The following is a 25532-nucleotide window of genomic DNA, read 5'->3' as shown; positions in this document are numbered from 1 at the left end:
GCCTCCCACGTCCGACCGCCGGCTACCTGCCGTGGCGGCGACGCCCCCGGGTGCCGCCGCCGGCCGCCGCCCCGACCGCGTTCCCGGGGTGGCGGTCGGCGCTCACCACGAGCGCCGCCAGCGCCGTCGTCAGCGGCACCGACGCCACCAGGCCGATGCTGCCGACCAGGGTCCGTACGATCTCCTCCGCCACCAGCTCGCTGCTCGCCACCCGCAGCACACCGCTGTGCGCGATCGAGAAGAGCAGCAGCAGCGGCAGCGCGGCGCCCGCGTACGCCATCACCAAGGTGTTGACCACCGACGCGATGTGGTCGCGGCCGATCCGCATGCCCGCTCCGTACAGCTTGCGCCAACTGGCGCCCGGGTCGGCGTCCTTGAGCTCCCACACCGCCGAGGTCTGGGTGACCGTCACGTCGTCGAGCACGCCGAGCGAGCCGATGATGACGCCCGCCAGCAGCACGCCCTTGATCTGGATGTCCGGGTAGAGGGTGTGGATCAGCCCGGTCTCGTCCGAGGTGTTGCCGGTCAGATGCGCCCAGGAGATGAAGACCGAGCCCAGCAGGCCGATCAGGAACAGCGAGCACAGGGTGCCGATCACGGCCACCGACGTACGGGCGTTGACCCCGTGGCACATGTAGAGCGCGATCAGCATGATCGCGCTGCCGCCGACCACCGCCACCAGCAGCGGATCGTCGCCGTGCAGGATCGCCGGGAGGATGAACAGCGTCAGGATCGCGAACGACACCGCCAGCGCGATCAGTGCCATCAGCCCGCGCATCCGCCCCACCACGATCACCGCGAGCGCGAAGATCCCGGCGAGCAGCGCCAGCGGGAACCCGCGGTCCACATCGGTCACCGAATACCGCAGGCCCTGGGGCGCGTCGGGCGCGTACGCCAGCACCACGCCCTCGCCGACGGTGTAGCGGCGGGTCTGGTCCGGCTGCACGATCTCGGTGAACGTCTTGCCCTTGTCGGGCCCCGACGCGATCTCGATGGTGGCCTTCTGGCAGTCGTCGCGGGTCCGGCCGCCGGCCGCCGAAGTGGACGGCGCCGCGCCCGCCGCCTTGCACGACACCTCCACGAGCCGGGTGACCTTGCCCTGCCGGGTCTGCTGGTCGAAGCCCACCCCGGACCGCGCGTGGCCGGGCGCACCGCCCGGCCACAGCAGCACGAGACCCGCAAGCACCGCGACCGCGAACGGCACCAGCACCGCGGCGATCACCTTGCGCAGATGCTTCGAGACCGGTGGCACCGGGCCGTGGGCATGGCTGTGCCCGTGGGTGTGCCCATGCGACTGTCCGTGCCCAGGCACGGGGGCGGGCGCGGGCCCGGTCGCCTGCGCGTGGGTCGGCGGCCGGTACGGCGCCTGGCCGGGGACGGGGTGCTGACCATGAGGTTCGGGTGCCACCGGCCGATCATCGCAAGGGCCACTGGTGTGTGTCGCGGGTCAACCGCTACCGTGGGGCCACCTTTGCAAACGCGGGAGCTCGGAGCACCGGGCTGAGAGGGCGCTGGATCGCTGACGCGACAGCTGCGCCGACCGCTGAACCTGTTACCGGGTAATGCCGGCGTAGGGAGTGGGTCTCATGACCATGCAGGATGCACGCACGCCTGGAATCGGCGACGGCGACAGTGACGCCGCCGCCGTCCGCGACATCGGCTGGCACAAGTCGTACGTCATCGGGTCACGGCCGGACCTGCGGGTCCCGGTCCGGCAGGTGCACCTCACCAACGGCCGCGACGTGACGCTGTACGACACCTCCGGCCCGTACACCGATCCGTCCGTGGACACCGACGTCCGGCGCGGGCTCGCCCCCGTCCGGGAGAACTGGATCATCGCCCGCGGCGACACCGAGGAGTACCCCGGCCGCCCGGTCCGCCCCGAGGACGACGGCCTCAAGCACACCTCGCCGCGCGGCGGGCTGCGCAACCTCGACGCCGTCTTCCCCGGCCGCCCCCGGCTCCCCCGCCGCGGCCGCCCCGGAGCGCCCGTCACCCAACTCGCGTACGCCCGGCGCGGCGAGATCACCCCGGAGATGGAGTACGTCGCGCTGCGCGAGAACGTCTCCCCCGAGGTCGTCCGCGACGAGATCGCCGCGGGGCGCGCGGTGCTGCCCGCCAACGTCAACCACCCGGAGATCGAGCCGATGATCATCGGCAAGCGATTCCTGGTGAAGGTCAACGCGAACATCGGCAACTCCGCGGTCACCTCCTCCATCGAGGAGGAGGTCGAGAAGATGACCTGGGCCACCCGCTGGGGCGCCGACACGGTCATGGACCTCTCCACCGGCCGCAACATCCACACCACCCGCGAGTGGGTGCTGCGCAACTCCCCCGTCCCGATCGGCACCGTCCCGCTCTACCAGGCCCTGGAGAAGGTCGACGGCCGCGCCGAGGAACTGACCTGGGACATCTACAAGGACACGATCATCGAGCAGGCCGAGCAGGGCGTCGACTACATGACGGTCCACGCCGGCGTGCTCCTGCGCTACGTGCCGCTCACCGCCCGCCGCAAGACCGGCATCGTCTCCCGCGGCGGCTCGATCATGGCCGCCTGGTGCCTGGCCCACCACCGCGAGAACTTCCTCTACGAGAACTTCGAGGAGCTCTGCTCCATCCTCGCCTCGTACGACGTCACGTACTCCCTGGGCGACGGCCTGCGCCCCGGCTCCATCGCGGACGCCAACGACGAGGCGCAGTTCGCCGAACTGCGCACCCTCGGCGAGCTGAACACCATCGCCAAGCGGCACCACGTCCAGACCATGATCGAGGGCCCGGGCCACGTCCCGATGCACAAGATCAAGGAGAACATCGACCTCCAGCAGGAGATCTGCGAAGAGGCCCCCTTCTACACGCTGGGCCCGCTCACCACCGACGTCGCCCCCGCCTACGACCACATCACCTCCGGCATCGGCGCCGCCATGATCGCCTGGTGGGGCACCGCGATGCTCTGCTACGTCACCCCCAAGGAACACCTCGGCCTCCCCGACCGCGACGACGTCAAGACCGGCGTGATCACCTACAAGATCGCCGCCCACGCCGCCGACCTCGCCAAGGGCCACCCCGGCGCCCAGGACTGGGACGACGCCCTCTCCGACGCCCGCTTCGAATTCCGCTGGGAAGACCAGTTCAACCTCGCCCTCGACCCCGACACCGCCCGCTCCTTCCACGACGAGACCCTCCCCGCCGAACCCGCCAAGACGGCCCACTTCTGCTCGATGTGCGGGCCGAAGTTCTGCTCGATGAAGATCTCCCACGACATCCGCCGCGACCACGGCGGCACCCAGGACGAGATCGAGTCCGGCATGGCCGAGAAGTCCCGCGAGTTCGCCGCCGCGGGCAACCGTGTGTACCTGCCGCTGGCGGACTGACCGGGCGACCGGGCGGCTTCCGCGTCATGGGAGCTGCCCGGGCCCGCGCGCTGTTCATGCCGCGGTGGTGGTGCGGAATATGGGCCAGCAGACCTCGGTGTGCCAGTGGGTGGGGTCGGGGGTGTGGTGGGGGCCGGTGAGGTAGTACTCGCGGAGGGGGCCGGTGACGGCGAGGGCGTGGCGGGCGACGTAGGTGGCGAGGGTGCCGTAGGCGCGGTCGATTTCGGTGGGGGGTCCGTGGTGGTGGATCACGGCGAGTTCGGCCGGGGGGACGTGGAAGGGCTCGACGCGGCCGAGGGGGCGGACGGGGCCGTCGGTGGGGACGAAGACGGTGGCCCGGCCGCGGTGGTGGGTGAACAGTTCGTCCGCGTACACGCCGCCCGCGTGGCCCGTCTCCCGTAGTCCCTGGCCGGCGAGGGTCGCGAAGAGCTCGCCGAGGGCGCCCTGGAACCAGGTCGCGGCGTCCTGGGCTTCGACCGTCGCCGTGATGGCCGCGGCCGGGACCGCGGCGACGCTGCGCAGTTCGATCGCGGGGGCGTCCCCGGGCGCGGGCGGCGTCAGCAGGTCCTGGAGTGCCGCGACCGCCCGCTGGGTGCGGCCGAGTTCGTGGTTCAGCCGGTCCAGGTGGGCGCTGATGTGCCGGTTGCGGGTGGCCACGTCGGAGGCGGCCAGGACGGTCCTGATCTCTTCCAGCGGCATCCCGAGGTCCCGGAAGCGGCGTACGACCTGGGCCGTGGGGATCTGCTCGGGCGAGTAGCGCCGGTACCCGGTGTGCGGGTCGACGTCGACCGGTTCCAGCAGCCGGATCTCGTGGTAGTGCCGCAGGGTCTTGACGGTCATGTGGGTGGCGCGGGAGAAGTCGCCGATCGACAGATAGCTCGTCACCCGTCGATTGTGCGGTCTCCCCCCACGGGAGAGTCCGGGGAGACCTGGTGCCTTGACCCTCCCGCGACGGCCGCCCCGAGCGTGGTGCCCGCGGCCGGATCCCGGCCGCCGATCGCACACCCACCAGCACACCCACCAAGGGAGTTGGCCCACCATGCAGCACATCACCACCGACGTCGACCGGACCGTACGCCGCTACGTGGCCGTCTGGAGCGAGCCGGACGCCGCCGCCCGCCGAAGCGCCGTCGCCGAGTTGTGGACGCCGGACGGCGTCGAGTTCGTCGAGGGCGCCCGCTTCCGCGGACACGACGGCCTCATGGACCGCGTCTCGGAGGCGTACACGCTGTTCGTCGCCTCCGGCGACTACCACGTCACCCACGACGGCCATGTCACCGTCCACGGCGACGACATGGTCGTGCTCACCCTCCAGCTGACATACGCCAAGGGCCCAAGGACCGGCGAAGTGGCCTGGGCCGCACGGGCCTTCCTCGTTCTGGACGGCGACGGCCGTATCGCGCGGGACTACCACCTGACCGTCCAGCCGCTGCCGCAGGCGTAGCGCCGGAACCGCCCCAATGGTCTGGGCCACTCGCCGTATGCTCAGGGGCTCGACGGGATGGGGTGGCCCAGGGGGAGGGGTGGGGGGAGATGGCGGCGCGGGGCGGGCGGGATGTGGAGGCTGCTCTCGCTGTGTACACCGTCGTCGCCGAAGGGGGCCGGCTCGGGGTGGCGGAAGTGGGGCTGGCGGCCGGGCTCGACGGGGGGCGGGGCGAGGCGGGGCTGCGGACGCTGCGGGAGTTGGGCTTGGTGCGGGTCGTGGGCGGGCGGGTGGAGGCCGTCGACCCGGACGCGGCGCTCGCCGCGGCGATGGACACGTATCTGTCGGACGCCGCCGCCCATCTGGAGAGCGCCCGGGAGTGGCGGGACACGACGCAGGCGCTGCTGACGGTGTTCCGGCCCGCGGCGGCGGGGCTGCGCGAGCACGTGGTGGTCGAGGAGTACGAGGACCCGGAGAGCCGGGCCGGGGCGCTGGCGGATCTGGAGGCCACTACGCGGGACACCTCCGACGCGCTGCACCCGGGGGCGATGCCGGAGGACATGGGCGTGCTGGTCCGGGCGCTGGAGATGGACGCGGTGCTGGTGCGGCGCGGTGTACGGCTCCGCGCGCTGTACCGGCAGGCGCTGCTCCAGGTGCCGCGGTACAACAAGTACCTGCACGACCTGTCGGACGCGGGCGTCGATGTGCGCGTCATCGACCACGGGGCCCACGACCTGCTGGTCTACGACCGGCACACCGTCGTACTGCCCGGTGTGCCCAGCCGGCGGGCGACGTCGATGACGCTGGTGCGCGGCGCGGTGCTGGTGCGGTCGTACGCGGCGCTGTTCGAGGACTACTGGCTGCGCGGGAAGCCGCTGGACGTCGCCGGTGCGGGCGTGCGGTCGGGGGAGCTCGAACTGAGCGACCAGGAGCGGGCGATCATCCGGCTGATGGCACTGGGGCTGAGCGACGACAGGATCGCCAGGACGCTGGGCATCGCCCGGCGTACGGTACAGCGGGTGATGAGCAAGCTCATGGAACGGCTGCAGGTGTCCACCCGCTTCGAGGTCGGCATCCGGCTGGCGCGGTCGATCGACATGACCGACCTCTAGGGCGGGTTCCGACCGCCGGACCGACCGCCGGACCGCCTGCCGGACGGGCGGCCCCACCGGCGGCGGACCGCAGGCCCGGTCCGGCCGCGGCGTGCCGCCGTCCCTTCGGCCCCATCCGTCCCGCGGGCGGCTGTCGCAGTTGAGACACGTCCCTAACTGGACACGGAGCCGTTGCCCGGCGGTCCGCCGTGTCCGCGGCCGAGCTGAACATCGGATGAATCCGCAGGTCAGCGCGGTGCGCGGCGAGTCGGACGAGCGTGCGAAGACCCGCCCCCAGAGGCAAGCGGAATCGCGTACGCGCAGGTCAGGGCGGTACTGCGGGTTGGTTGACAGTCCCGCGGCCCACGGCACACGATCGAAGGGTAAACGCCCCGTCGCCGTAGGTGAGTTGACGCGTCGGGACACCTTCGGGGGAGAAGCGAGGGGACCGCAGTTGGACGACGAGCCGCCACTGATCCAGGAGTTCCTTCGCCAGGCCCGCAAGGGGTACACCGGGCTGCCCGAGCCGATCACCGGGCATACCGGTCACCGGCCTTCCGGGCTGAGCCAGTTCGCGGTGGCCGAGCGGCTGGGCATCTCGACCCGGCTGTACCAGGACTGGGAGGCCGCCTGCCGGCCGATCCCCGTACAGCGGCTCGACGGACTCGCGGAGGCGCTCGGGCTGGACTCGCGGCGGCGTGACGAGCTGTGGTTCATCGTGACCGGCGGCTATCCGCCGCGCGGGCCGAGCCGTCCCGACCCCGACGCGGTGAGCGGCTGGACGTCGTATCTGCACGCGCTGCCGCTGCCCGCGCTGGCGGTCGACGGCACCTGGCGGGTGCTGGAGTGCAACGACGCCTGGCGGCAGCTCTTCGAGCCGGTGGGCCAGACACCGCCCGCCAACCTGCTGCGCTTCGTGCTGTTCTCGCCGTACGCCCGCCGGTTGTGCGGGGAGTGGAAGACCGGCTGGGCGACGGCGTTCCTGCGCCAGCTCCGGCTGGAGGCGCAGACGACCGCGGACAAGGAACTGCGCGGCATCATCTCCGAGGTGCGGCTGAACCCCGAACTGACCCGGCTGTGGCGGGCGGCGAACGAGTCCACCCGGGTGGCGCTGCACCACGACGGCCAGGTGTGCCTGCTGCGGCCGCCGACGGCTGGCAGCGTGACGAGCGGGAGCGTGGCGGCCGGGACTATGGCGGCCGGGAGTGTGGCGAGCGGCAGCGTACGGGTACGGATGCTGGTCTCGTCCCCTGCACACGACCCGCGGCGGCGTCTGCTGACGTTCCTGCCGGACCAGGAGGACGCCTGGGGCAGCGACACCGTCCACCTCGTACCGCACGCGGCGGCCTGAGACCGCGGGCCGGGTCACCACCGGAACCCCACCGCAATCCCGGCGCGACCCCACCAGAAACGCTCGAACCCCCGCGCGCGACCTACTGCGGTTCGTTCTCCGGGCCCCCGAAGTCCGGGCTGCTGAAGTCGGGGCTGCTGTAGCGCGGGCCCGAGTAGCGCGGCGGAGTCTGCGGAGTGTGGTCGGGCGACGGGCTGCTGAAGTCCGGGCGGGAGTAGCCGAGCCGGGGCATCCGCGGCGCGGCCGCCGGGTCAGAGGGCCGGGCGCCGGGGGGACGGCCGTCGCCCGCGGCCGGGTCGTGGCCGGTGGTGGGGGCGAGAGCGGCGTTGGCCGCGGCCTCTTCGAGGAAGGGCAGCAGCCCGCGTTCGAGCAGCGCCTGGTGCCAGATCTCGCGGGCCTGGGCGACCTCCGGCGGCATCGCGTCGGGCGAGTCGTGGATCGCGGCGGAGCCGTCCCGCAGCGCGGTCAGCATCAGCCCGATCGCGCCGAGCAGGATCGACGCGGCGGTGACGGCGGCGAACAGCCAGCCCGCGGTGCGCAGCGGCGACGCGATGGCGGGCACGGGTGTCATCGCGCGCAGGGAGTAGCCGATGAGCAGGAAGATCACCGCCGCGGCGCCCGCCAGCAGCGGGGTGAGGACGGCGATGACCGCCGCCAGGCCCGCGCCGCTGCCCGCGCCGTCCGCGACACCCATCGCCGCGTAGCCGAACGTGCGGTTGTCGCGGGCCCGCGCCGACTCGCGCGCGGCCTCCCGGGTCGCCTCGCGGACCTTGCGGTACGCCTCGTACTCGACGGCGGCGCGCGCGCCGATGAGTTCGGCGGCGCCCAGCGCCTTCGTACGCAACTGCTCGCTGTTCAACGGGTGGTGCAACGAAGGCAGGGGACCGTCGCCGCCCGCGGCTCTGCTGCCGGCGCGGTCCCCGGGCTCACCTCGGCCCAGCCCGAGGATGCCGCCGTCGCCCCGGTCGAGGCCCCCCTCGCGGTCCTGGCGGTCCAGCCGTTCCTGGCGCTCTTCGAGGACGATGCGCAGGGCTTCGTCGACGATGTGGTCGAAGTCCGGCCGGTCTTCGTTGAGCAGGTGTGGAGCGCTGTTCATGTGCGTCCCCCGATGCTCCGACTCTCCGAGCGCGAGCACGGGTTCCGGGAGTGGAACCGGCTCGGCCGGTCGAGTACGCGGAGAGCGGTGTGCCTACGGATACAGCCGATGGTAGAGCGGGGAGGCGAGACCGTGACAGGGCGCAACCAGGAAATCTGAGGGCTACCCAACCAGCGGGAGTTGGGCAACGAGCAAAGTGCCGTCCATGGTTACGCCACCGTCCATTGCCACTGCCAAGTTCTCGGCGTAGACCATCGGGCCGTTGACGCTGTGTGGCCGTTCCTCGCCGTCCGCCGGGTACTCGCCGCCGACCTCGCCCAGCAGATACGGAATCGGGCTGTGGCCGTGCACGACCCGCTTGCCGCCGTAGGTGCCGAGCAGTTCACGGGCGGCCTCGGCGCCGCCGTCGCCGCGGAAGGCGAAGCGCTTGGTGAGCTTGCGGAACAGGTCCCAGCACTCGTCGGCGTCACCGCGCTGGAGCACGCCGGTGACCGCGTCGTTCATCTCCTCGACGCTGCTGCCGTAGTCCAGGTACGCCGTGGTGTCGGAGTGCATCAGCAGATGGCCGTCGGTGACATGGGCCGCGTCCAGCCGGGACATCCAGGTGAGGTGCCGGTCCTCCAGCCGTTCCATGTCGGAGGGCTGGCCGCCGTTGAGCCGCCAGGCCGCCAGGAAGGAGGCGGTGCCGCCGGTGGAGTTGACGGGGGTGTCGCCGAAGCGGTGGGCGCCGAGCAGCAGCAGCTCGTGGTTGCCCATGAGCGCGCGGCAGTAGCCGCCCGCGGCGGCGGCCTCCGCGGAGAGCTGCATGACCAGCTCGATCACGCCGATGCCGTCGGGCCCGCGGTCGGTGAAGTCGCCGAGGAACCACAGCCGGGCGCTGCCCGCGGACCAGTGGCCCTCCTCGTTGACCAGGCCGTTCGCGCGCAGCGCGGCGAGCAGCTCGTCGAGGTAGCCGTGGACGTCGCCGACCACGTAGAGCGGTCCCGGCCGGTCGCCGGCGCCCTCGATGTCCACGTCGGTGATCACCGGCAGGTCGCGGGCGGTGGGTGTGTAGTCCACCGGGACCAGCGGGGCGTCGGGCTGCGTCGGCTCGTAGCCGACCGCCGTGTCGTGCGCTTCGTGGCCCGCGGGTACGTCGTATCCGAGCGGTGTCTCGTACGTGAGCGCATGGCCGAAACCGGATGTCGTGTCTCTGCCGGGATCAGCGCCGGGGCCGTACGCGGACGTCTCGGGACGCCAGCCCTCCGAAGTCCCGGGCTCGGGTCCCAGACCTGCCCCCTGAGTCATCGACCCCTCCACGATCGCGCCGCCATCCGCCCATCATAGGAATGACGCTGTGGCGTTGTGACATACCCAGGCACCTGGTTTTCGCAGGGAACAGACAAAACACCCTTTAGTCCCCCGCTAGTCGGTCATCCGTTCCCGATCTTGTTCCCGAACGTGTTCCCGACCTTGTCCCGGTGCTTGTTCCGGAGCCTGTTCCGGACCGGTTCCCGATCTCCCGCCGACGGCGTCGGCGTTACCCGTGCGCCGGACCCCTCGGATGGCTGACGGTGGTCCGGTGCGCGCGGCGCTGCGAGGAGGTGCGGACGATCAGCTCGGTCGGCATCACCTGCTGGACCGGGTGCGGGGAGCCGACGCCCTCGATGGCGTCGATGAGCAACTGCACCACCGCCGTGCCGATCCGCCGCGGTTTGAGCGACAGTGTGGTGATCGGCGGCTCGGTGCTGGCGTAGACGGTGCTCTCGCTGCAGCAGACCAGCAGCAGGTCGTCGGGGACCCGTAATCCGTAGCGGCGGGCGGCGGCGAGCAGGTCGGTGCCGTTGGGGTCGAAGAGGCCGTACACGGCGTCGGGGCGGTCCGGCCGGGCGAGTAAGCGGTCGGCGGCGACGGCGCCGGCCCGCGGGTCGTGCGCGGGGTACGCCTCGTAGACCGGTTCCTGCCCGACGCGCTCGCACCATTCCAGGTAGGCGGTGGTGGACAGCCGGGTGTACGTGTCGGTGGTGGTGCCGGTGAGCAGGCCGATCCGGCGGGCTCCGGCGGCGGCGAGGTGGTCGAGGATGCCGAGGACGGCGGCCTCGTGGTCGTTGTCCACCCAGGCGTGCACGGGCAGGCTGCCGGCCGGGCGGCCGTCGCTGACCACCGGCACGCCCTGGCGGACGAGTTCGGTGACGACCGGGTCCTGGTCGGACGGGTCGATGACGACGGTGCCGTCCAGCGCCACGTTCCCCCACACGTCGTGGCGGGAGGAGGCGGGCAGGATCACCAGGGCGTAGCCGCGGGCGAGCGCGGCGGAGGTGGCGGCTCTGGCCATCTCGGCGAAGTAGGCGAACTCGGTGAAGGTGAACGGTTCTTCGCCGTATGTCGTCACCGTCAGGCCGATCAGGCCCGATCTGCCGGTGCGCAGTGTGCGGGCGGCGGCGGACGGGCGGTAGCCCAGCCGGTCGGCGACCTCGCGGACATGGCGGCGGGTGGCGTCGGGCAGTCGGCCCTTGCCGTTGAGCGCGTCGGAGACAGTCGTGATCGAGACTCCGGCGGCGGCGGCGACGTCCCTGATGCCTGCCCGCTCCAGCCGGCGTCCGATGGGCCGGCTCGCCTGGTGATTCCCTGCTGCTGTCATGGCTTGCCGATATTAGGGCGGTGCTGGTCCGCTCGGCGCCTGCCCGCTCGGCCCCTCAGCAGATAGGTTTCTGCAAGATCGAAACTGGTATGCAATGTGGAATATGCAGGCGGCAGACGGCGGCGGTAGCGCGATCCCGCCTCGGCGGTACGGATCGTCCGGCCATTGGTCCAGTGCGGGAAGTCCGGGCAACTCACTCCTACGGGGGATGCGCGCCACGGCGCGCGCCACCGGAGCGCGGTGTGGCGTACAGCACCTCCCCAGCGCTTCGCGCCCCTCGTAGGGTGTGGCCATGACCCCCAAGCTGCGCGCGGAACTGGACGGCATCCCCACGTACAAGCCCGGGCGACCCCCGGCGGCGGACGAGGGCGTGCCCGCCTTCAAGCTGTCCTCCAACGAGAACCCGTACCCTCCGCTGCCCGGTGTGCTGGAAGCGGCCACCGCCGCTGCGGCGTCCTTCAACCGTTACCCCGACATGGCCTGCTCGGCACTGGTCGCCGAACTCGCGGCGCGTTTCGACGTGCCGGAGGCGCATCTGGCGACCGGCACCGGCTCCGTCGGCGTGGCGCAGCAGCTGCTGCAGTCGACGTCGGGCCCCGGCGACGAGGTGATCTACGCCTGGCGGTCCTTCGAGGCGTATCCGATCATCACCCGGATCAGTGGCGCCACTCCGGTGCAGGTGCCGCTGGACGCGGACGAGGTGCACGACCTTGACGCGATGGCGGACGCGGTCACCGACCGCACGCGGCTGATCTTCGTCTGCAACCCGAACAACCCGACCGGCACCGTGGTCCGCCGGGCCGCGCTGGAGCGGTTCCTGGACCGGGTGCCGTCGGACGTGCTGGTGGTGCTGGACGAGGCGTACCGCGAGTTCAACACCGACGCGGACGTGCCCGACGGCATCGACCTCTACCGCGACCGGCCCAATGTGGCGGTGCTGCGGACGTTCTCCAAGGCGTACGGCCTGGCCGGGCTGCGGGTGGGCTTCGCGGTGGCGCACGAGCCGGTGGCGGCGGCGCTGCGCAAGACGGCGGTGCCCTTCGGCGTCAGCCAGCTGGCCCAGGACGCGGCGGTCGCCAGCCTGCGCGCCGAGCCCGCGCTGCTGGAGCGGGTGTCGGGGCTGGTCGCCGAGCGCGCCCGGGTGGCCGAGGCGCTGACCGCCCAGGGCTGGACGGTACCGACCACGCAGGCCAACTTCGTCTGGCTGCGGCTGGGGGAGCGCACCCTCGACTTCGCCGCCGCGTGCGAGCAGGCGGGTGCGACGGTCCGGCCGTTCGCCGGCGAGGGCGTACGGATCACCATCGGTGAGATCGAGGCCAACGATCTGCTGCTGCGTACGGCCGAAGCCTTCCGCAAGGAGCTGTGACCCGCCCCACAAGGCCCTTTTCGGCAGCCGTCGCACCGGCTCCCACCTGCGCTTTCGCCCCCTGTCACCCCCCGGTGGCAGGGGGCGAACTGGTGTGCGCGATACTTAGCTTGTGAATGCGTTCACTTTCACAAGCGCACCCCAAAAGGAGACGTAGCCATGCATCTCGCCATGGGAACTCTCGACGTCGCCCGGTGGCAGTTCGGTGTCACCACCGTCTACCACTTCCTCTTCGTGCCCCTCACGATCTCGCTCTCCGCGCTGACCGCGGGCCTCCAGACCGCGTGGGTGCGCACCGGTCATGACAAGTACCTCAGGGCCACCAAGTTCTGGGGCAAGCTCTTCCTGATCAACATCGCCATGGGCGTGGTGACGGGCATCGTCCAGGAGTTCCAGTTCGGCATGAACTGGTCGGCGTACTCGCGCTTCGTCGGCGACATCTTCGGCGCCCCGCTCGCCTTCGAGGCGCTGATCGCGTTCTTCTTCGAGTCCACCTTCGTCGGCCTGTGGATCTTCGGCTGGGACAAGCTGCCGAAGAAGATCCACCTCGCCTGCATCTGGATGGTCTCGCTCGGCACGATCCTGTCCGCGTACTTCATCCTGGCCGCCAACTCGTGGATGCAGCACCCGGTCGGCTACCGCTACAACCCGACGACGAAGCGGGCCGAGCTGACCGACTTCTGGGCGGTGCTCACCCAGAACACCGCGCTGGCCCAGTTCTTCCACACCATGTCCGCCGCCTTCCTCACCGGCGCCGCGTTCATGATCGGCATCGCCGCCTACCACCTGGCCCGCAAGCGGCACATCGCCGTGATGCGCTCCTCGCTGCGGCTGGCCCTGGTGGTGGCGGTCGTCGCCGGGGCGCTCACCGCGATCAGCGGCGACACCCTCGGCAAGGTGATGTTCAAGCAGCAACCGATGAAGATGGCCGCCGCCGAGGCGCTGTGGGACGGCCAGAAGGGCGCGCCCTTCTCGGTCTTCGCGGTCGGCGACGTCAACAAGGGCCACAACCGGGTCGCGATAGACGTGCCCAACCTGCTGTCCTTCCTGGCCACCGACGACTTCACCAGCTACGTCGGCGGCATCAACGACGTCAACAAGGCGGAGCAGGCGAAGTACGGCCCCGGCGACTACCGGCCCAACATCGCCGTCGCCTACTGGGGCTTCCGCTGGATGATCGGCTTCGGCGTGGTGTCCATCGGCGTCGGCGCGGCGGGGCTGTGGCTGACCCGGCGCAGGTTCTGGCTCGCACCCGAGCACCGCACCGGCGAGGACGAGGTGCCACGCCTGATGCTCACCAGGAGTACGGGGCTGGGGCCACGGCTGTCCCGGGCGTACTGGTGGGTCGCGCTGTGGACCATGCTCTTCCCGCTGCTCGCCAACTCCTGGGGCTGGATCTTCACCGAGACCGGCCGCCAGCCGTGGGTCGTCTACGGCGTCCTGCGCACCCGCGACGCCGTCTCCCCCACCGTCTCCACCGGTGAGGTCCTCACCTCGCTCATCGTCTTCACCGCGCTGTACGCGGCGCTGGCCGTCATCGAGGTGCGGCTGCTGCTGAAGTACGCCAAGGCCGGTCCGCCGGAGCTGACCGACGCCGACCGCCGCTCCCCCACCCGGATCGGCGGCGGGCACGGCGACGGCGAGGACGCCGACCGTCCGATGGCCTTCTCGTACTGAGCCGGCGAAGAGCGACGAGAGCAAGGAGACAAGACGATGCATCTGCACGACATCTGGTTCGTCCTCATCGCCGTCCTGTGGACCGGGTACTTCTTCCTGGAGGGGTTCGACTTCGGGATCGGCGTCCTCACCAAGCTGCTGGCCCGCGACCGCGCGGAGAAGCGCGTCCTGATCAACACCATCGGCCCGGTCTGGGACGGCAACGAGGTGTGGCTGCTCACCGCGGGCGGCGCCACCTTCGCCGCCTTCCCCGACTGGTACGCCACCCTCTTCTCCGGCTTCTACCTGCCGCTGCTGGCCATCCTGGTCTGCCTGATCGTGCGCGGTGTCGCCTTCGAGTACCGCGCCAAGCGGCCCGAGGAGCGGTGGCAGCGCAACTGGGAGCACGCCATCTTCTGGACGTCGGTGCTTCCCGCGCTGCTGTGGGGTGTGGCCTTCGCCAACATCGTGCACGGCGTCAAGATCGACGCGAACAAGGACTACGTCGGTTCGGTCGGGGACCTCCTCAACGGCTACGCGCTGCTGGGCGGCCTGGTCACGCTGACGCTGTTCACCTTCCACGGCGCGGTGTTCGCCTCCCTCAAGACGCTCGGCGACATCCGGGACCGGGCACGTGCCTTCGCCACCCGGGCCGGGGTGCTGGCCGCCGTCCTGGCGCTGGCCTTCCTGATCTGGACCCAGGCCGACAGCGGCAACGGCCGCAGCCTGGTCGCGCTGGTCGTGGCGGTGGCCGCGCTGGTCGCGGCGCTGACCGCCAACCTGGCCGGGCGCGAGGGCTGGTCCTTCGCCTTCTCCGGGGTGACCATCGCGGCCACGGTGGCGATGTTCTTCCTGACGCTGTTCCCCAACGTGATGCCGTCCTCGCTGGACTCGGCCTGGAACCTGACCGTCACCAACGCCTCGGCCACCCCGTACACGCTGCGGATCATGACGTGGTGCGCGGGCGTCGCCACGCCGCTCGTGCTGCTCTACCAGGGCTGGACGTACTGGGTGTTCCGCAAGCGGATCGGTACCCAGCACATCGCCGACGCGGCGCACTAGGACGACTGCTCGCCAGAGGGGAATGTTTCACGTGAAACCGGTCGATCCGCGTCTGCTGCGGTACGCGCGCACCACTCGTGTCTTCCTCGCCGGCTCGGTGCTGCTGGGGCTGGCCGGGGCGGGACTGATCGTCGCTCAGGCGGCGCTGATCGCCGATGTGGTGGTCGGCGGCTTCCAGCGCGGCTACGGGGCCGGTGAGCTGCGCGGCACCCTGCTGTGGCTGGCGGGCGTCGCCGTGGGGCGGGCGCTGGTCGGCTGGCTGACCGAGCTGTGCGCGCACCGGGCGGGGGCCGCGGTGAAGTCGCAGCTCCGCGGGCGGCTGCTGGAGCGGGCCACGGCGCTGGGGCCCTCGTGGCTCTCCACCCGGCGCAGCGGCGAACTGACCACGCTCGCCACCCGCGGGGTCGACGCGCTCGACGACTACTTCGCGCGCTATCTGCCGCAGCTCGGCCTCGCGGTGGTCGTACCGGCGGTGGTGCTCGCCCGGATCCTGGCCGCCGACTGGATCTCGGCGCTCACCATCGCGCTGACCCTGCCGCTGATCCCGCTGTTCATGGTGCTGGTCGGGTGGGCCACCCGGGAGCGGATGGACCGGCAGTGGCGGATGCTGGCCCGGCTGTCCGGGCACTTCCTCGACGTGGTCGCCGGGCTGCCGACCCTGAAGGTCTTCGGCCGCGCCAAGGTCCAGGCCGACAACATCCGGGCCATCACCGCCGACTACCGGCGGGCCACCCTGAAGACGCTGCGGATCGCGTTCCTGTCGTCCTTCGTCCTGGAACTGCTGGCCACCATCTCGGTGGCGCTGGTCGCGGTCGGTATCGGCATGCGGCTCGTGCACGGTGAGCTGTCGCTGCGGACCGGGCTGCTGGTCCTGGTGCTGGCGCCCGAGGCGTATCTGCCGCTGCGGCAGGTGGGGGCGCAGTACCACGCGGCGGCCGAGGGGCTGGCCGCCGCCGAGCAGGTCTTCGAGGTGCTGGAGACCGCGCCCGCGGTGGAACCGGGGCGGCTGCCCGCGCCCGATCTGCGGACCGCGACGATCACCGTGGAGGGCCTGGTCGTCCGCGAGGACGGGGTGCTGGCGGCGACGACGCTCACCCTCGTGCCGGGGGAGACGGTCGCCGTGACCGGGCCCAGCGGCGTCGGCAAGACGACGCTGCTGCACGCCCTGCTCGGTTTCGCACGGCCCGCGGAGGGCCGCATCCTGGTCGACGGCACCGACCTGTCCGCGATCGACCCGGAGAGCTGGCACCGGCAGATCGCCTGGGTGCCGCAGCGCCCGCACCTCTTCGCCGGGACGATCGCGGACAACGTCCGCCTGGCCCGCCCCGACGCCGACGACGCCGCCGTCCTGGCCGCTCTCGCCGACGCGGGCGCCCTCGACTTCGCCTCCCCCGACGCCCTCATCGGCGAGGACGGCGCGGGGCTGTCCGCGGGCCAGCGCCAACGCGTCGCCCTGGCCCGCGCCTTCCTCACCGACCGCCCGCTCCTCCTCCTGGACGAACCCACCGCCCACCTCGACGCCACCACCGAGTCCACCCTGACCCCCACCCTCACCCACCTCACCCACCCCCGCACCACCCTCCTGATAGCCCACCGCCCAGCGCTGCTGCCTCTGGCAGACCGGGTGGTGGCCCTGACCCGGGGGGAGGATCCGGCTGCGGTCGTACGTGAAGCGCTACGGGACGAAGCGGCCCCCGTCGAGCCCGTCGTCACGCAGACCCGGCCGACTTCCTCGGCCGTCCCGACCAGCTCGGTCGTGCCTCGTGTGGGTGGGGTCGGGTTTTGGGGGCGGATGGGGGGTGGGGTGGGGCTTGGGGGGATGGCGTTGCTGTGTGCGGTCGGGCTCATGGGGACGTCCGGGTGGCTGATCAGCCGTGCTTCGCAGCAGCCGCCCGTGCTGTATCTGATGGTGGCCGTCACCGCGACCCGGGCCTTCGGGATTGGGCGGGCGGTGTTCCGTTACGCCGAGCGGCTCGTGACGCATGACGCGGTGTTCCGCGCGCTGGCCGAGGTACGGGTCGCCGTGTACCGGCGGCTGGAGCGGCTGGCGCCCGCCGGGGTGCGCGGCAGCGGGCGCGGGGATCTGCTGTCGCGGCTGGTCGCCGATGTGGACGCCGTCCAGGACTACTACCTGCGGTGGCTGCTGCCCGCGGTGACCGCGGGCCTGGTCGTCGTGGTGTCCGCCGCCTTCACCGGCTGGCTGCTGCCCGCCGCCGGACTGATCCTCGCGGCGGGCCTGCTCGCCGCGGGAGTGGCCGTACCCGCGCTGTCGGCCGCCGTCGCCCGGCGGACGCAGGCGCGGCTCGCCCCGGCCCGCGGCGAGCTGTCCGCCCGGGTGCTCGGCCTGTTCACCGGCACCGCCGAGCTGACCGTCGCCGGCGCGCTGCCCGCCCGCCGCGCGGACGCCGCCCGCGCGGACCGCGCCCTCACCCGGATCGCCGCCCGGTCGGCCGCCGCCACCGCGCTCGGTGCCGGACTGTCCGCGCTGATCAGCGGTCTGACGGTGACGGCGTGCGCGTATGCGGGCGTCACCGCGGTCGCCGCCCACCACCTGGACGGCGTGCTGCTGGCGGTCCTCGTACTGACCCCGCTGGCGGCGTTCGAGGCCGTCGCCGGGATGCCGCAGGCGGCGCAGCAGCGGCAGCGCAGCCGCAGGGCCGCCCAGCGGGTGCGCGAGGTGCTGGACGCGCCACTGCCGGTCCGCGAGCCCGAGCAGCCCGCCACCCCGCCCGCCTCGCCGTTCCCGCTGGTCGTACGGGGTCTGACGGCCCGGCACCCCGGGCAGCGGCGGCCCGCGCTCGACGGCGTGGACCTGACCCTCACCGCGGGGCGGCGGATCGCGGTCGTCGGCGCCTCGGGCGCGGGCAAGACCACCCTGGCGCACGTGCTGCTGCGGTTCCTGGATGCCGAGTCCGGCACGTACACACTGGCCGGGCAGGACGCCGCCTCGCTCGACGGCGATGACGTACGCCGCCTGGCCGGGCTGTGCGCGCAGGACGCGCACGTCTTCGACAGCACCGTCCGGGAGAACCTCCGGCTGGCCAGGACGGACGCCACTGACGCGGAACTGCTCGACGCGCTGGCCGCGGCCCGGCTCGACATCGACCTGGACACACCGGTCGGCGAACACGGCGCCCGCCTCTCCGGCGGCATGCGCCAGCGCCTCGCCCTGGCCCGCGCGCTGCTCGCCCGCTTCCCCGTGCTGGTCCTGGACGAGCCCGCGGAACACCTCGACCTGGCCACGGCCGACGCCCTGACCGCCGACCTGCTCGCCGCCACCCGAGGCCGTACGACCCTGCTGATCACCCACCGGCTGGCCGGACTCGCGGCGCCCGGCGCGGTCGACGAGATCCTCGTCCTGGACGGCGGCCGGATCGTACAGCGCGGCACGTACGAGCAGCTCGCCGCCACCGACGGGCCGTTCCTGAGCACCCTGGAGCGGGAGCGCCACGCGGACGCCGCCGCGCGCACCCCGGAGACGGCCGCGGTCGCCGCCTGACTTTCCGGTCCATACCGGACGAAATAGGCTCGCGGGTATGGCAGACAACGAAGCCGCGGGAACCTCCGGCACACCGGCCACCCCCAGCTTCCAGAGCCTGGCCTCGCAGATCACCGTGCGACTGCCCGAGGTGCTGGAGGCGGTCGTCTCCGTGGGCACCGGCATCGAGCTGCGCTCCACCCTGCGCCGCATCGTGGAGACCGCCGCGGAACTGGCCGGAGCACGCTACGCCGCCCTCGGCGTCCTGGACGCCTACGGCACCGGGCTGTCCGACTTCATCACCTACGGCATGGAGGAGGCGGCGGCCGGCGAGTTGGGCGCGCTGCCCGACGGCCGCTCCGGCCTGCTCGGCGAACTCGTCCGCAACCCCGTACCGCTGCGGCTCTCCCACCTCGGCCAGGACGCCCGGGCGTCGGGCATGCCCGACGGCCACCCCCCGATGCACTGCTTCCTCGGCGTCCCGATCCGCGTCCACTCCGAGGTCTTCGGCAACCTCTACCTCACCGAGAAACGGGGCGCCGACGAGTTCACCGAAGAGGACACCCGCATGCTGACCATCCTGGCCATGGAGGCCGGGATCGCGATCGGAAACGCCCGGCTGTACGAGGCCACCCGGCAGCGCGAGCAGTGGATCAGCGGCGCCGCGGCCGTCACCACCGCCTTGCTGACCGGCGACGGCTCGGTGGACGCCCTCGCCGTGGTCGCCCAGAGCGCCCGCAAGCTCGCCGGGGCCGCCGCCGCCCTGATCTTCCAGCCCCTCGACGACGGCGACCTCAAGGTCGTCGCCGTCTCCGCCGCTGACCCCGCGGACATGGCCGACACCGTCGTGAACCGGCACAACCGGCTCGCTGTGCGGCTGCTGCGCGGCGAACCGGTCTTCGTCGAGGACGCCGCGACCGACCCCCGGCTGAGCGCACCGCTGGCCCGGCGGTTCGGCCCCTGCATGCTGCTGCCGCTGCGCAGCCACGACCGGGTGATCGGCGTCCTGGCGCTGCCGCGCGAGCAGGGCGGACGGCAGTTCAGCGACAGCGAGCGCTTCCTGGCCACGCAGTTCGCCGCGCAGGCGGCGGTCGCGGTGGTGCTGGCCGATGCGCAGCGCGACCGGGAACGCCTGGCGGTCTACCGCGACCGCGACCGTATCGCCCGTGACCTGCACGACCTCGTCATCCAGCGGCTCTTCGCCACCGGGCTGATGCTGGAGAGCGCCGGGCGGCGCTCGCACACCACGGAGGTCACCGACGGCATCGGCCACGCCGTGGAGGAGCTGGACGCCACCATCCAGGAGGTGCGGACCGCGATCTACGCCCTCCAGCACGTACCCGACGACGTCCCCTCGGGCCTGCGGGCGCGCGCCCTGCGCGAGATCGGCACTGCCGCCGTACCGCTGGGCTTCCAGCCGTCCGTCCGCTTCGTCGGCGCGGTGGACTCGCTGGTCGGCGAGCGGACCACGAAGAACCTGGTGGCCGCCCTGCGCGAGACGCTCTCCAACGCCCACCGGCACGCCCACGCCTCGCGGATCGACATCGTCATCGACGCCACCGCCACGCTCCCGGACGGCACCGGCGGCGTCCGGCTGACCGTCACCGACGACGGTGGCGGCATCCCCGCCGGCACCCCCCGCAGCGGCCTGCGCAACCTCGCCCGCCGCGCCCAGTCCCTCGGCGGTTCGAGCAGCTACGGTCCCGGGCCCGACGGCACCGGCACGACGGTGGCCTGGGAGGCGCCGCTGCGGTCCGAGTAGCGCGGGCGGCGACGGGCCGGGTGCGGGACCCGCGCCCCGCGACCCGCGGCCCGCGGTCAGTTGCTGCGGGCCGCCAGGATCCGCTCGATCACGCGGGCCACGCCATCGTCCTGGTTGGCCGCCGTACGGTACGCGGTGGCCGCCAGCACCCGCGGGTGGGCGTTGGCGACAGCGTAGGACGTACCCGCCCAGTCGAGCATCGCCAGATCGTTCGGCATGTCCCCGAAAGCGACGACCTCGGCCGCGGTCACGCCACGCTCCGCGCAGCAACGGGCCAGCGTGGTGGCCTTGCTGACCCCGATGCCGCTGACCTCCAGGAGCGCGTAATCGCTCGACCGGGTGATCTCGCCGTGCTGTCCCGCCACGGAGAGGGCAGTGGCCAGGAACTCGTCGGGGTCGATGGACGGGTGTTTCGCCAGCATCTTCAGCAGCGGCTGCCCGTCGCCGTCGGCCAGGAGTTCCTTGATGGGGGCCTGCCCCGCGCCGCTGTCCGGTTCCACCGGCGGATATCCGGTCTCCCGGCGGAAACCGCCGGTCCGCTCGACCGCGAAGGAGGTGCCCGGTATGGCCGCGCGCAGTGCCTCGGCGACCGCGAGCGCGTCGTCCTCGGGGAGCGGGAACGCCTCGATGAGCTGGTTTCTGTGCAGGTCGTAGACCGCGGCGCCGTTGGCCACGATGGCCATGCCGTGCCCCGCGAGCAGTTCCGCGACCACGCCCATCCACCGGGCGGGCCGCCCGGTGACGAAGAAGACCTCGATCCCCGCGGCTTCGGCGTCGGCCAGCGCGGCGATCGTGCGCGCCGACACTGTCTTGTCGTCACGCAGCAGCGTGCCGTCCAGGTCGGTGGCGATCAGCCGTGGCGAGGGGGCTGCGAATGGGGCGTCCGGAGAAAGAGGATGCCCGCTGGGCTCGATGGCTGAGGTCACTACCCCATCTTTGCGCATCATTGCCCCGCCCACACAAAAGTGCGGATACCCGCTCAGCCGAGCCGGATCGTGCCGGTCGGGGAGAAGTCCTGGGAGTGCGGTGGTTCAGGTGTTGTGGTGGTGCGTGTGGTGCGGTGATTCGGGTCGTTCGGTGGATCACGTGGTGCGGTGGATCACGTGGTGCGGTGGATCAGGTTCAGCGGAGGGTCATGTGAAGCGGAGGTTCTGCTGAGCGCTTGACGTGGTCAGCCGGTGGCCGCGTCGGCCAGTGCGCGGTCGGGCGCGGGCGGGGCGTCGGTGACGAGGCCGTCTCCCGTCGCACTGCGGGCGGTGGGTGAGGCGCCGTGTGCCTCGGCCCTGATCCGCTGCTTCATCGTCGGCGGCAGCGACCGCCCACTGCGCTCGTACACCGGCTCGAAGCGCCGTTGTGCCGGGATGCTGACGCGGTGACCGGCGGGCACGGTGCGCTCGGTGCGCTCCGCCGGAGCCGGGGTGACCGCCTCGGCCGGGATCGCGGCGCGGGCCGGGGTGGCGAATCCGAGTGCCGCGAGGCACTTCAGCAGTACGGCGACGAAGGCGCCCCAGAACGTGGTGACTTTCGCGGTGGCCATGATCGAGCCTCTCGATTCCTCGTGCGGAAATCTGACTACTCAGATCATGGGGAAGCCAGCACAGATTTGTCGGAGCCGCACCTCGGATTCGCGGATATACAGACAAACGCCACTCGTCCGGCCCAACGAGGCGCCCCGGCACCGTACTTTTCCCCGCCTCACCCGGCTTCTGCCGGGTCTACGTGTCTACGGGTCCACCGGGCCCGGGTCTACCGGCCCGTGTTCGCCAGCCCCGTCCGCAGGTCGTCGACGCTCATGACGGGGTGGAAGTACACCTCGGCGTCGTTGGCGAAGAACGGCTCGGCGATGCCGGGCATCTGGGAGGAGTCCTGCATGTCGAAGACGAGCATGCAGGTGCGCTTGCCGTCGACGGCCGTGAAGTAGGCGGCCTCGCACTTCAGGTACTCGAGCATGCCCTCCATGTCCTTGAGCAGGGTTCCGTCGGCGTACGCCTGGTTCGCCTTCTCGGTGTTCATGTGGGCGGTCAGCAGCATCCTCATGGCGACGCACCTTTCCCGCGGACCGCGCCCGACGCCCTGACAGCGCGCGGGAAAGGCCCGGCCGCGCTCCTTTCAAGCGTCGCGCCGGGCCCAGACGCCCGCAACCGGTGCCCGTACCGGTGCCGGTGCCGTGTGCTTACGCCGGAGGGTTGGTGGCGACCACCGCGAAGGCCGCGCCCCACGGGTCGAGCACGACCGCCATCCGTCCGACCTTGTCCATGTCGAACGGCGGCGCCATCACCGAGCCGCCCGCGCGGACCAGCGCGTCGACGACGCTGTCGACGTCGTCCACGGCGAAGTTCACCAGCCAGTGCGGCGGGACGCCCGCGGGGAGGTTCTCCATCCCCTGCATTCCGCCGATCGGGCGGCCCTTGACGTTGAAGCCCGTGAACTCCGGCATCTCCGGCAGCGGAGCCGCCTCGAGGCCGAGCGCCGCGTCGTAGAAGACACCCGCCGCCTTCGGGTCCGGGGTGCTGAGCTGGTTCCACACCAGGGAGCCGTGCTCGTTCACGATCTCGGCGCCGCCGAAGTCCTTCTTCTGCCACACCCCGAACACCGCGCCCTGCGGGTCCGCGGCGATCAGCATCCGCCCGAACGTCCCCACGTCCATCGCCGGGGCCATCACCGTCCCGCCGCTCGCGGTGATCGCCTGCTGCGTCGCGTCGGCGTCCGCGGTGGCGAAGTAGCTGGTCCACGCGGGCGGCGGCGTGGGCTGGCCCTCGGACGCCATCGTCTGCATGATCCCGGCAACCGGCTTGCCCTTGAGCGTGCAGACCGAATAGCCCCCGAACTCCTCGGCACCGACCTCGCCCTGCCAGCCGAAGAGGTCCCGGTAGAAGTCCAGCGCGGCCTGCTGGTCAGGGACCATCAGGTCGAGCCAGCACGGAGTCCCGGGCTCATAGGGAGTGGTCACTTCAGGCATCTGTAGCCCTCCAACCGATCGACCGCCACGGGCCCGCGCCCGGACGGGTAGGCACCCCCTGCAGACCACCTTCCTCGCGCTCCCGCGATACCGCCATCCGAACCGAAAATCGGTGCAAATGAGGCGCGCGGGGCGGCGGCGCCGCATACGGGAGGCGGCGCCGGGTGAGGCGCGCGGGGCTGAACGGTCAGGTATGCGAAGCGGCGTCGGGTGCGGCGTGCGAGGTGGCGGCGTCGCGTAGAAGCCCCAGAAACGCCGACAGGGCGGGGCGGTCCTCGGTCGTCGCGTCGACCAGGACGTGGATGGCGCGCACGGGCGTGGGGCGGGTGACCGGCCGCACCGCCACGTCCGCGGCGGGGATGGCCTCCAGCGCCAGCCTGGGGACCATCGTCACGCCGAGCCCGGTCGCGACGAAAGCCACGGCGGTCGCGTAGTCGTGCGCCTCGACCACGAAGTCCGGGCTGAAGCCGGCCGCCCCGCACGCGTCGAGGATGGTCTGGCGGCACAGGCTGCTCGGCCATTCGTTGTCGATCCACCGCTCGCCGCTCAGCTTCGCCAGCTCGACCGCCGGCTCGGCGGCGAGGGGGTGGTCCGGCGGCAGGACCATCACATACGGGTCGTCCAGCAGATGGATCGCGTGCAGTCCCGCAGGCACCCGCACCGTCTCGTCCAGCACCACGATCTCGGCGTCCGCGGGCTCGCCCGTCAGCCCCTTGCCCACCCGCAGCTCCAGCCTGACCTGCGGGAAGCGGCGGCCGAACGCACCGACGACCGGCGGGATCAGCACCGCGCCGGCGGTGGCGAAGTAGCGCACCGTCAGACGGTGCAGCTTTCCCGCCCGCAGGTCGGCCAGCGCGGTCTCGGCGTCGGCGATCCGCTCCTGGATCCCTTGCGCGTGCGCGGCGAGGAGGCGCCCGGCCTCGGTGGCGCGTACGCCCCGGCCATGGCGTTCCAGCAGCAGCGACCCGGTCTCCCGCTGCAGCGCGGCGATGTGCTGGCTGATCGCCGAGGGCGTGTAGCCGAGTGCGGCCGCCGCGGCGTGGATCGAGCCGGTCTCGACGACCGAGCGGAGGACGACGAGGCGTCGGACATCGAGCATGGGCGTGATTGTACAGTCGCACTGCACAATCACTCCAGAAAACATCGCTTGTGCTGGGGTGTTGGACGCGCCCAGAATTTCCGGCATGACGCACGCGACGAACTCCGCCGAACACACCGCCAGGCACCCCAAGGATCCTTGGCCTGTCCCACGGACCGCCCTTCAGCCTGTCCTCCGGCCCGTCCGCCTGGGGATCATCGGGCTGGGCGCGATGGGTGCCGAGATGCTGGATGTGGCGGTGCGGCACCCGGAGTTCGAGGTGGTCCTGGCCGCGGACCCGAGTGCGGAGGCGCTCGCCCGGGCGCGGGCGGCGCGCCCCGGCGTGGCGTACGTGCGGGACCCGGGGCAACTGCTCGACCACGACGGGCTCGACGCGGTCTACGTCGCCTCGCCGCCCGCCACGCATGCGGCCCTGGCGATACGCGCCATGAAGGCGGGCAAGGCGGTCTTCGCCGAGAAGCCGCTCGCGGTGGACCCGGCAGAGGGCGAGGAGATGGTGGCGGTCGCCGCGGCGACGGGCGTGGTGAACGCGCTGAACTTCACCCTGTCCGACCGCGCCGCCGCCCTGGCGGTGGGCCGGGCCGTGCGCGACGGTGACGCGGGGACCGTCGTCGGCGTGGACCTGCGCTTCTCCTTCCCGCAGTGGCCCCGCGCCTTCCAGCAGGACGCCCGCTGGCTGGCCGCACGCGAACAGGGCGGTTTCCTCCGCGAGGTCGCCTCGCACTACTTCTTCCTCACCGACCGGCTCCTCGGCCCGCTCTCCCCGGTCCACACCCACCTGACCTACGGCGACGGCAGCGACACGGCCGCCGAGACCGCGGCCACCGGGCTCTTCCTCGCGGGCACCGTCCCCGTACGCCTCTCCGCCCAGGTCGCCGCCGCCCCCGAGACCTACGAATGGACGCTGCACGGAACCGCCCGGTCCTACCGCCTCACCGACTGGGCCGACCTCTGGCACACCACCCCCTCCGGCTGGACCCGTATCGCCCTCGACGGCCCCCGCGGCACCGAGGAGACCCGCCTCACCGAGTTCGCCCGCGCCCTCCGCGGCGAGCACACCACCCTGCCCGACTTCGCCGCGGGCCTCCGCGTCCAGCACCTGGTCGAGCACTTCCACCGCACCGCCCGCTGACGACCCGCGGCCCGGTGGGGCCCCTCGTCCCTGGCGGCTTCGTGACGGGAGTCATGGGCTCCCTTG

20 protein-coding genes and 1 riboswitch are annotated in these 25532 nt (G+C 72.1%); of the genes, 10 read left to right on the top strand and 10 right to left on the bottom strand.

Annotated elements, in window-relative coordinates; all coding sequences use genetic code 11:
* Positions 1 to 22 precede the first annotated feature (22 nt).
* Positions 23 to 1312, bottom strand: a complete 1290-nt coding sequence (locus AB0M29_RS02925; protein WP_365378577.1) for a YibE/F family protein — start codon at positions 1310 to 1312, stop codon at positions 23 to 25.
* A gap of 157 nt (positions 1313 to 1469) precedes the next feature.
* A riboswitch (TPP riboswitch) is annotated at positions 1470 to 1594 on the top strand.
* On the opposite strand from AB0M29_RS02925, the gene thiC reads away from it, so the two are divergent.
* Entirely contained in the window at positions 1587 to 3371 is a 1785-nt protein-coding gene (thiC, locus tag AB0M29_RS02920) for a phosphomethylpyrimidine synthase ThiC (RefSeq protein ID WP_365377974.1), read from the top strand. (Overlaps the previous riboswitch by 8 nt.)
* Before the next feature lie 54 nt (positions 3372 to 3425).
* Here the strand turns inward: thiC and AB0M29_RS02915 are convergent, their stop codons facing one another.
* Entirely contained in the window at positions 3426 to 4256 is an 831-nt protein-coding gene (locus tag AB0M29_RS02915) for a MerR family transcriptional regulator (protein WP_365377972.1), read from the bottom strand.
* 154 nt (positions 4257 to 4410) lie between these two features.
* Between AB0M29_RS02915 and AB0M29_RS02910 the strand changes: the two genes are divergently transcribed.
* The 3 genes from AB0M29_RS02910 (at position 4411) to AB0M29_RS02900 (ending at position 7236) form a co-directional block, all read left to right on the top strand.
* On the top strand, positions 4411 to 4815 hold the full coding sequence (locus AB0M29_RS02910; RefSeq protein ID WP_365377970.1) for a nuclear transport factor 2 family protein: 405 nt from the start codon (positions 4411 to 4413) through the stop codon (positions 4813 to 4815).
* A gap of 89 nt (positions 4816 to 4904) precedes the next feature.
* Complete coding sequence (locus AB0M29_RS02905; protein WP_365377968.1) at positions 4905 to 5906, top strand: helix-turn-helix transcriptional regulator; 1002 nt, start codon at positions 4905 to 4907, stop codon at positions 5904 to 5906.
* Between the two features lie 433 nt (positions 5907 to 6339).
* Entirely contained in the window at positions 6340 to 7236 is an 897-nt protein-coding gene (locus tag AB0M29_RS02900; protein ID WP_365377965.1) for a helix-turn-helix domain-containing protein, read from the top strand.
* Between the two features lie 82 nt (positions 7237 to 7318).
* Here the strand turns inward: AB0M29_RS02900 and AB0M29_RS02895 are convergent, their stop codons facing one another.
* The 3 genes from AB0M29_RS02895 to AB0M29_RS02885 form a co-directional block, all read right to left on the bottom strand.
* Complete coding sequence (locus tag AB0M29_RS02895) at positions 7319 to 8332, bottom strand: hypothetical protein (RefSeq protein WP_365377962.1); 1014 nt, start codon at positions 8330 to 8332, stop codon at positions 7319 to 7321.
* Positions 8333 to 8494: 162 nt separating this feature from the next.
* Entirely contained in the window at positions 8495 to 9619 is a 1125-nt protein-coding gene (locus AB0M29_RS02890; RefSeq protein WP_365377959.1) for a metallophosphoesterase, read from the bottom strand.
* Positions 9620 to 9851: 232 nt separating this feature from the next.
* Entirely contained in the window at positions 9852 to 10952 is a 1101-nt protein-coding gene (locus AB0M29_RS02885; protein ID WP_365377956.1) for a LacI family DNA-binding transcriptional regulator, read from the bottom strand.
* A gap of 292 nt (positions 10953 to 11244) precedes the next feature.
* On the opposite strand from AB0M29_RS02885, the gene hisC reads away from it, so the two are divergent.
* The 5 genes from hisC to AB0M29_RS02860 all read left to right on the top strand — a co-directional run bounded on the left by hisC (position 11245) and on the right by AB0M29_RS02860 (position 20276).
* On the top strand, positions 11245 to 12318 hold the full coding sequence (hisC, locus tag AB0M29_RS02880; protein WP_365377954.1) for a histidinol-phosphate transaminase: 1074 nt from the start codon (positions 11245 to 11247) through the stop codon (positions 12316 to 12318).
* A gap of 159 nt (positions 12319 to 12477) precedes the next feature.
* Positions 12478 to 13995, top strand: coding sequence for a cytochrome ubiquinol oxidase subunit I (locus tag AB0M29_RS02875; protein WP_365377951.1), 1518 nt, complete (start codon positions 12478 to 12480; stop codon positions 13993 to 13995).
* A 36-nt stretch (positions 13996 to 14031) separates the two neighbouring features.
* Complete coding sequence (gene cydB / locus AB0M29_RS02870; protein WP_365377948.1) at positions 14032 to 15036, top strand: cytochrome d ubiquinol oxidase subunit II; 1005 nt, start codon at positions 14032 to 14034, stop codon at positions 15034 to 15036.
* 22 nt (positions 15037 to 15058) lie between these two features.
* Positions 15059 to 18535, top strand: a complete 3477-nt coding sequence (gene cydD / locus AB0M29_RS02865; protein ID WP_365377946.1) for a thiol reductant ABC exporter subunit CydD — start codon at positions 15059 to 15061, stop codon at positions 18533 to 18535.
* A 37-nt stretch (positions 18536 to 18572) separates the two neighbouring features.
* Positions 18573 to 20276 (top strand): GAF domain-containing protein, encoded by a 1704-nt coding sequence (locus tag AB0M29_RS02860; RefSeq protein WP_365377944.1) that lies wholly within the window; start codon positions 18573 to 18575, stop codon positions 20274 to 20276.
* 56 nt (positions 20277 to 20332) lie between these two features.
* On the opposite strand, the gene AB0M29_RS02855 is transcribed toward AB0M29_RS02860, so the two are convergent.
* The 5 genes from AB0M29_RS02855 to AB0M29_RS02835 form a co-directional block, all read right to left on the bottom strand.
* The gene (locus tag AB0M29_RS02855) at positions 20333 to 21202 is read right to left on the bottom strand and encodes an HAD-IIB family hydrolase (protein WP_365377942.1); all 870 of its coding nucleotides are present in this window, start codon (positions 21200 to 21202) and stop codon (positions 20333 to 20335) included.
* A 245-nt stretch (positions 21203 to 21447) separates the two neighbouring features.
* On the bottom strand, positions 21448 to 21813 hold the full coding sequence (locus tag AB0M29_RS02850) for a DUF6344 domain-containing protein (RefSeq protein WP_365377940.1): 366 nt from the start codon (positions 21811 to 21813) through the stop codon (positions 21448 to 21450).
* A gap of 209 nt (positions 21814 to 22022) precedes the next feature.
* A complete protein-coding gene (locus AB0M29_RS02845; RefSeq protein ID WP_365377938.1) occupies positions 22023 to 22313 on the bottom strand; it encodes a hypothetical protein in 291 nt (96 codons plus the stop codon).
* A 136-nt stretch (positions 22314 to 22449) separates the two neighbouring features.
* Positions 22450 to 23235: a VOC family protein gene (locus AB0M29_RS02840; RefSeq protein ID WP_365377935.1), complete on the bottom strand. Its 786-nt coding sequence runs from the start codon at positions 23233 to 23235 to the stop codon at positions 22450 to 22452.
* Between the two features lie 187 nt (positions 23236 to 23422).
* Positions 23423 to 24334 carry a LysR substrate-binding domain-containing protein gene (locus AB0M29_RS02835; protein ID WP_365377933.1) on the bottom strand — a complete coding sequence of 304 codons (912 nt, stop codon included), beginning with the start codon at positions 24332 to 24334 and terminating at the stop codon, positions 23423 to 23425.
* An 85-nt stretch (positions 24335 to 24419) separates the two neighbouring features.
* Here AB0M29_RS02835 and AB0M29_RS02830 point away from each other — a divergent pair, with 85 nt between their 5' ends.
* On the top strand, positions 24420 to 25466 hold the full coding sequence (locus AB0M29_RS02830) for a Gfo/Idh/MocA family oxidoreductase (RefSeq protein ID WP_365377931.1): 1047 nt from the start codon (positions 24420 to 24422) through the stop codon (positions 25464 to 25466).
* Positions 25467 to 25532 lie beyond the last annotated feature (66 nt).

Origin of the sequence: Streptomyces sp. NPDC051976 (assembly GCF_040680795.1) — a bacterium.
Lineage (GTDB): Bacteria > Actinomycetota > Actinomycetes > Streptomycetales > Streptomycetaceae > Actinacidiphila.
Note: the sequence above shows the minus strand (reverse complement) of the source record. Positions and strands in the feature narration are given on the sequence as shown.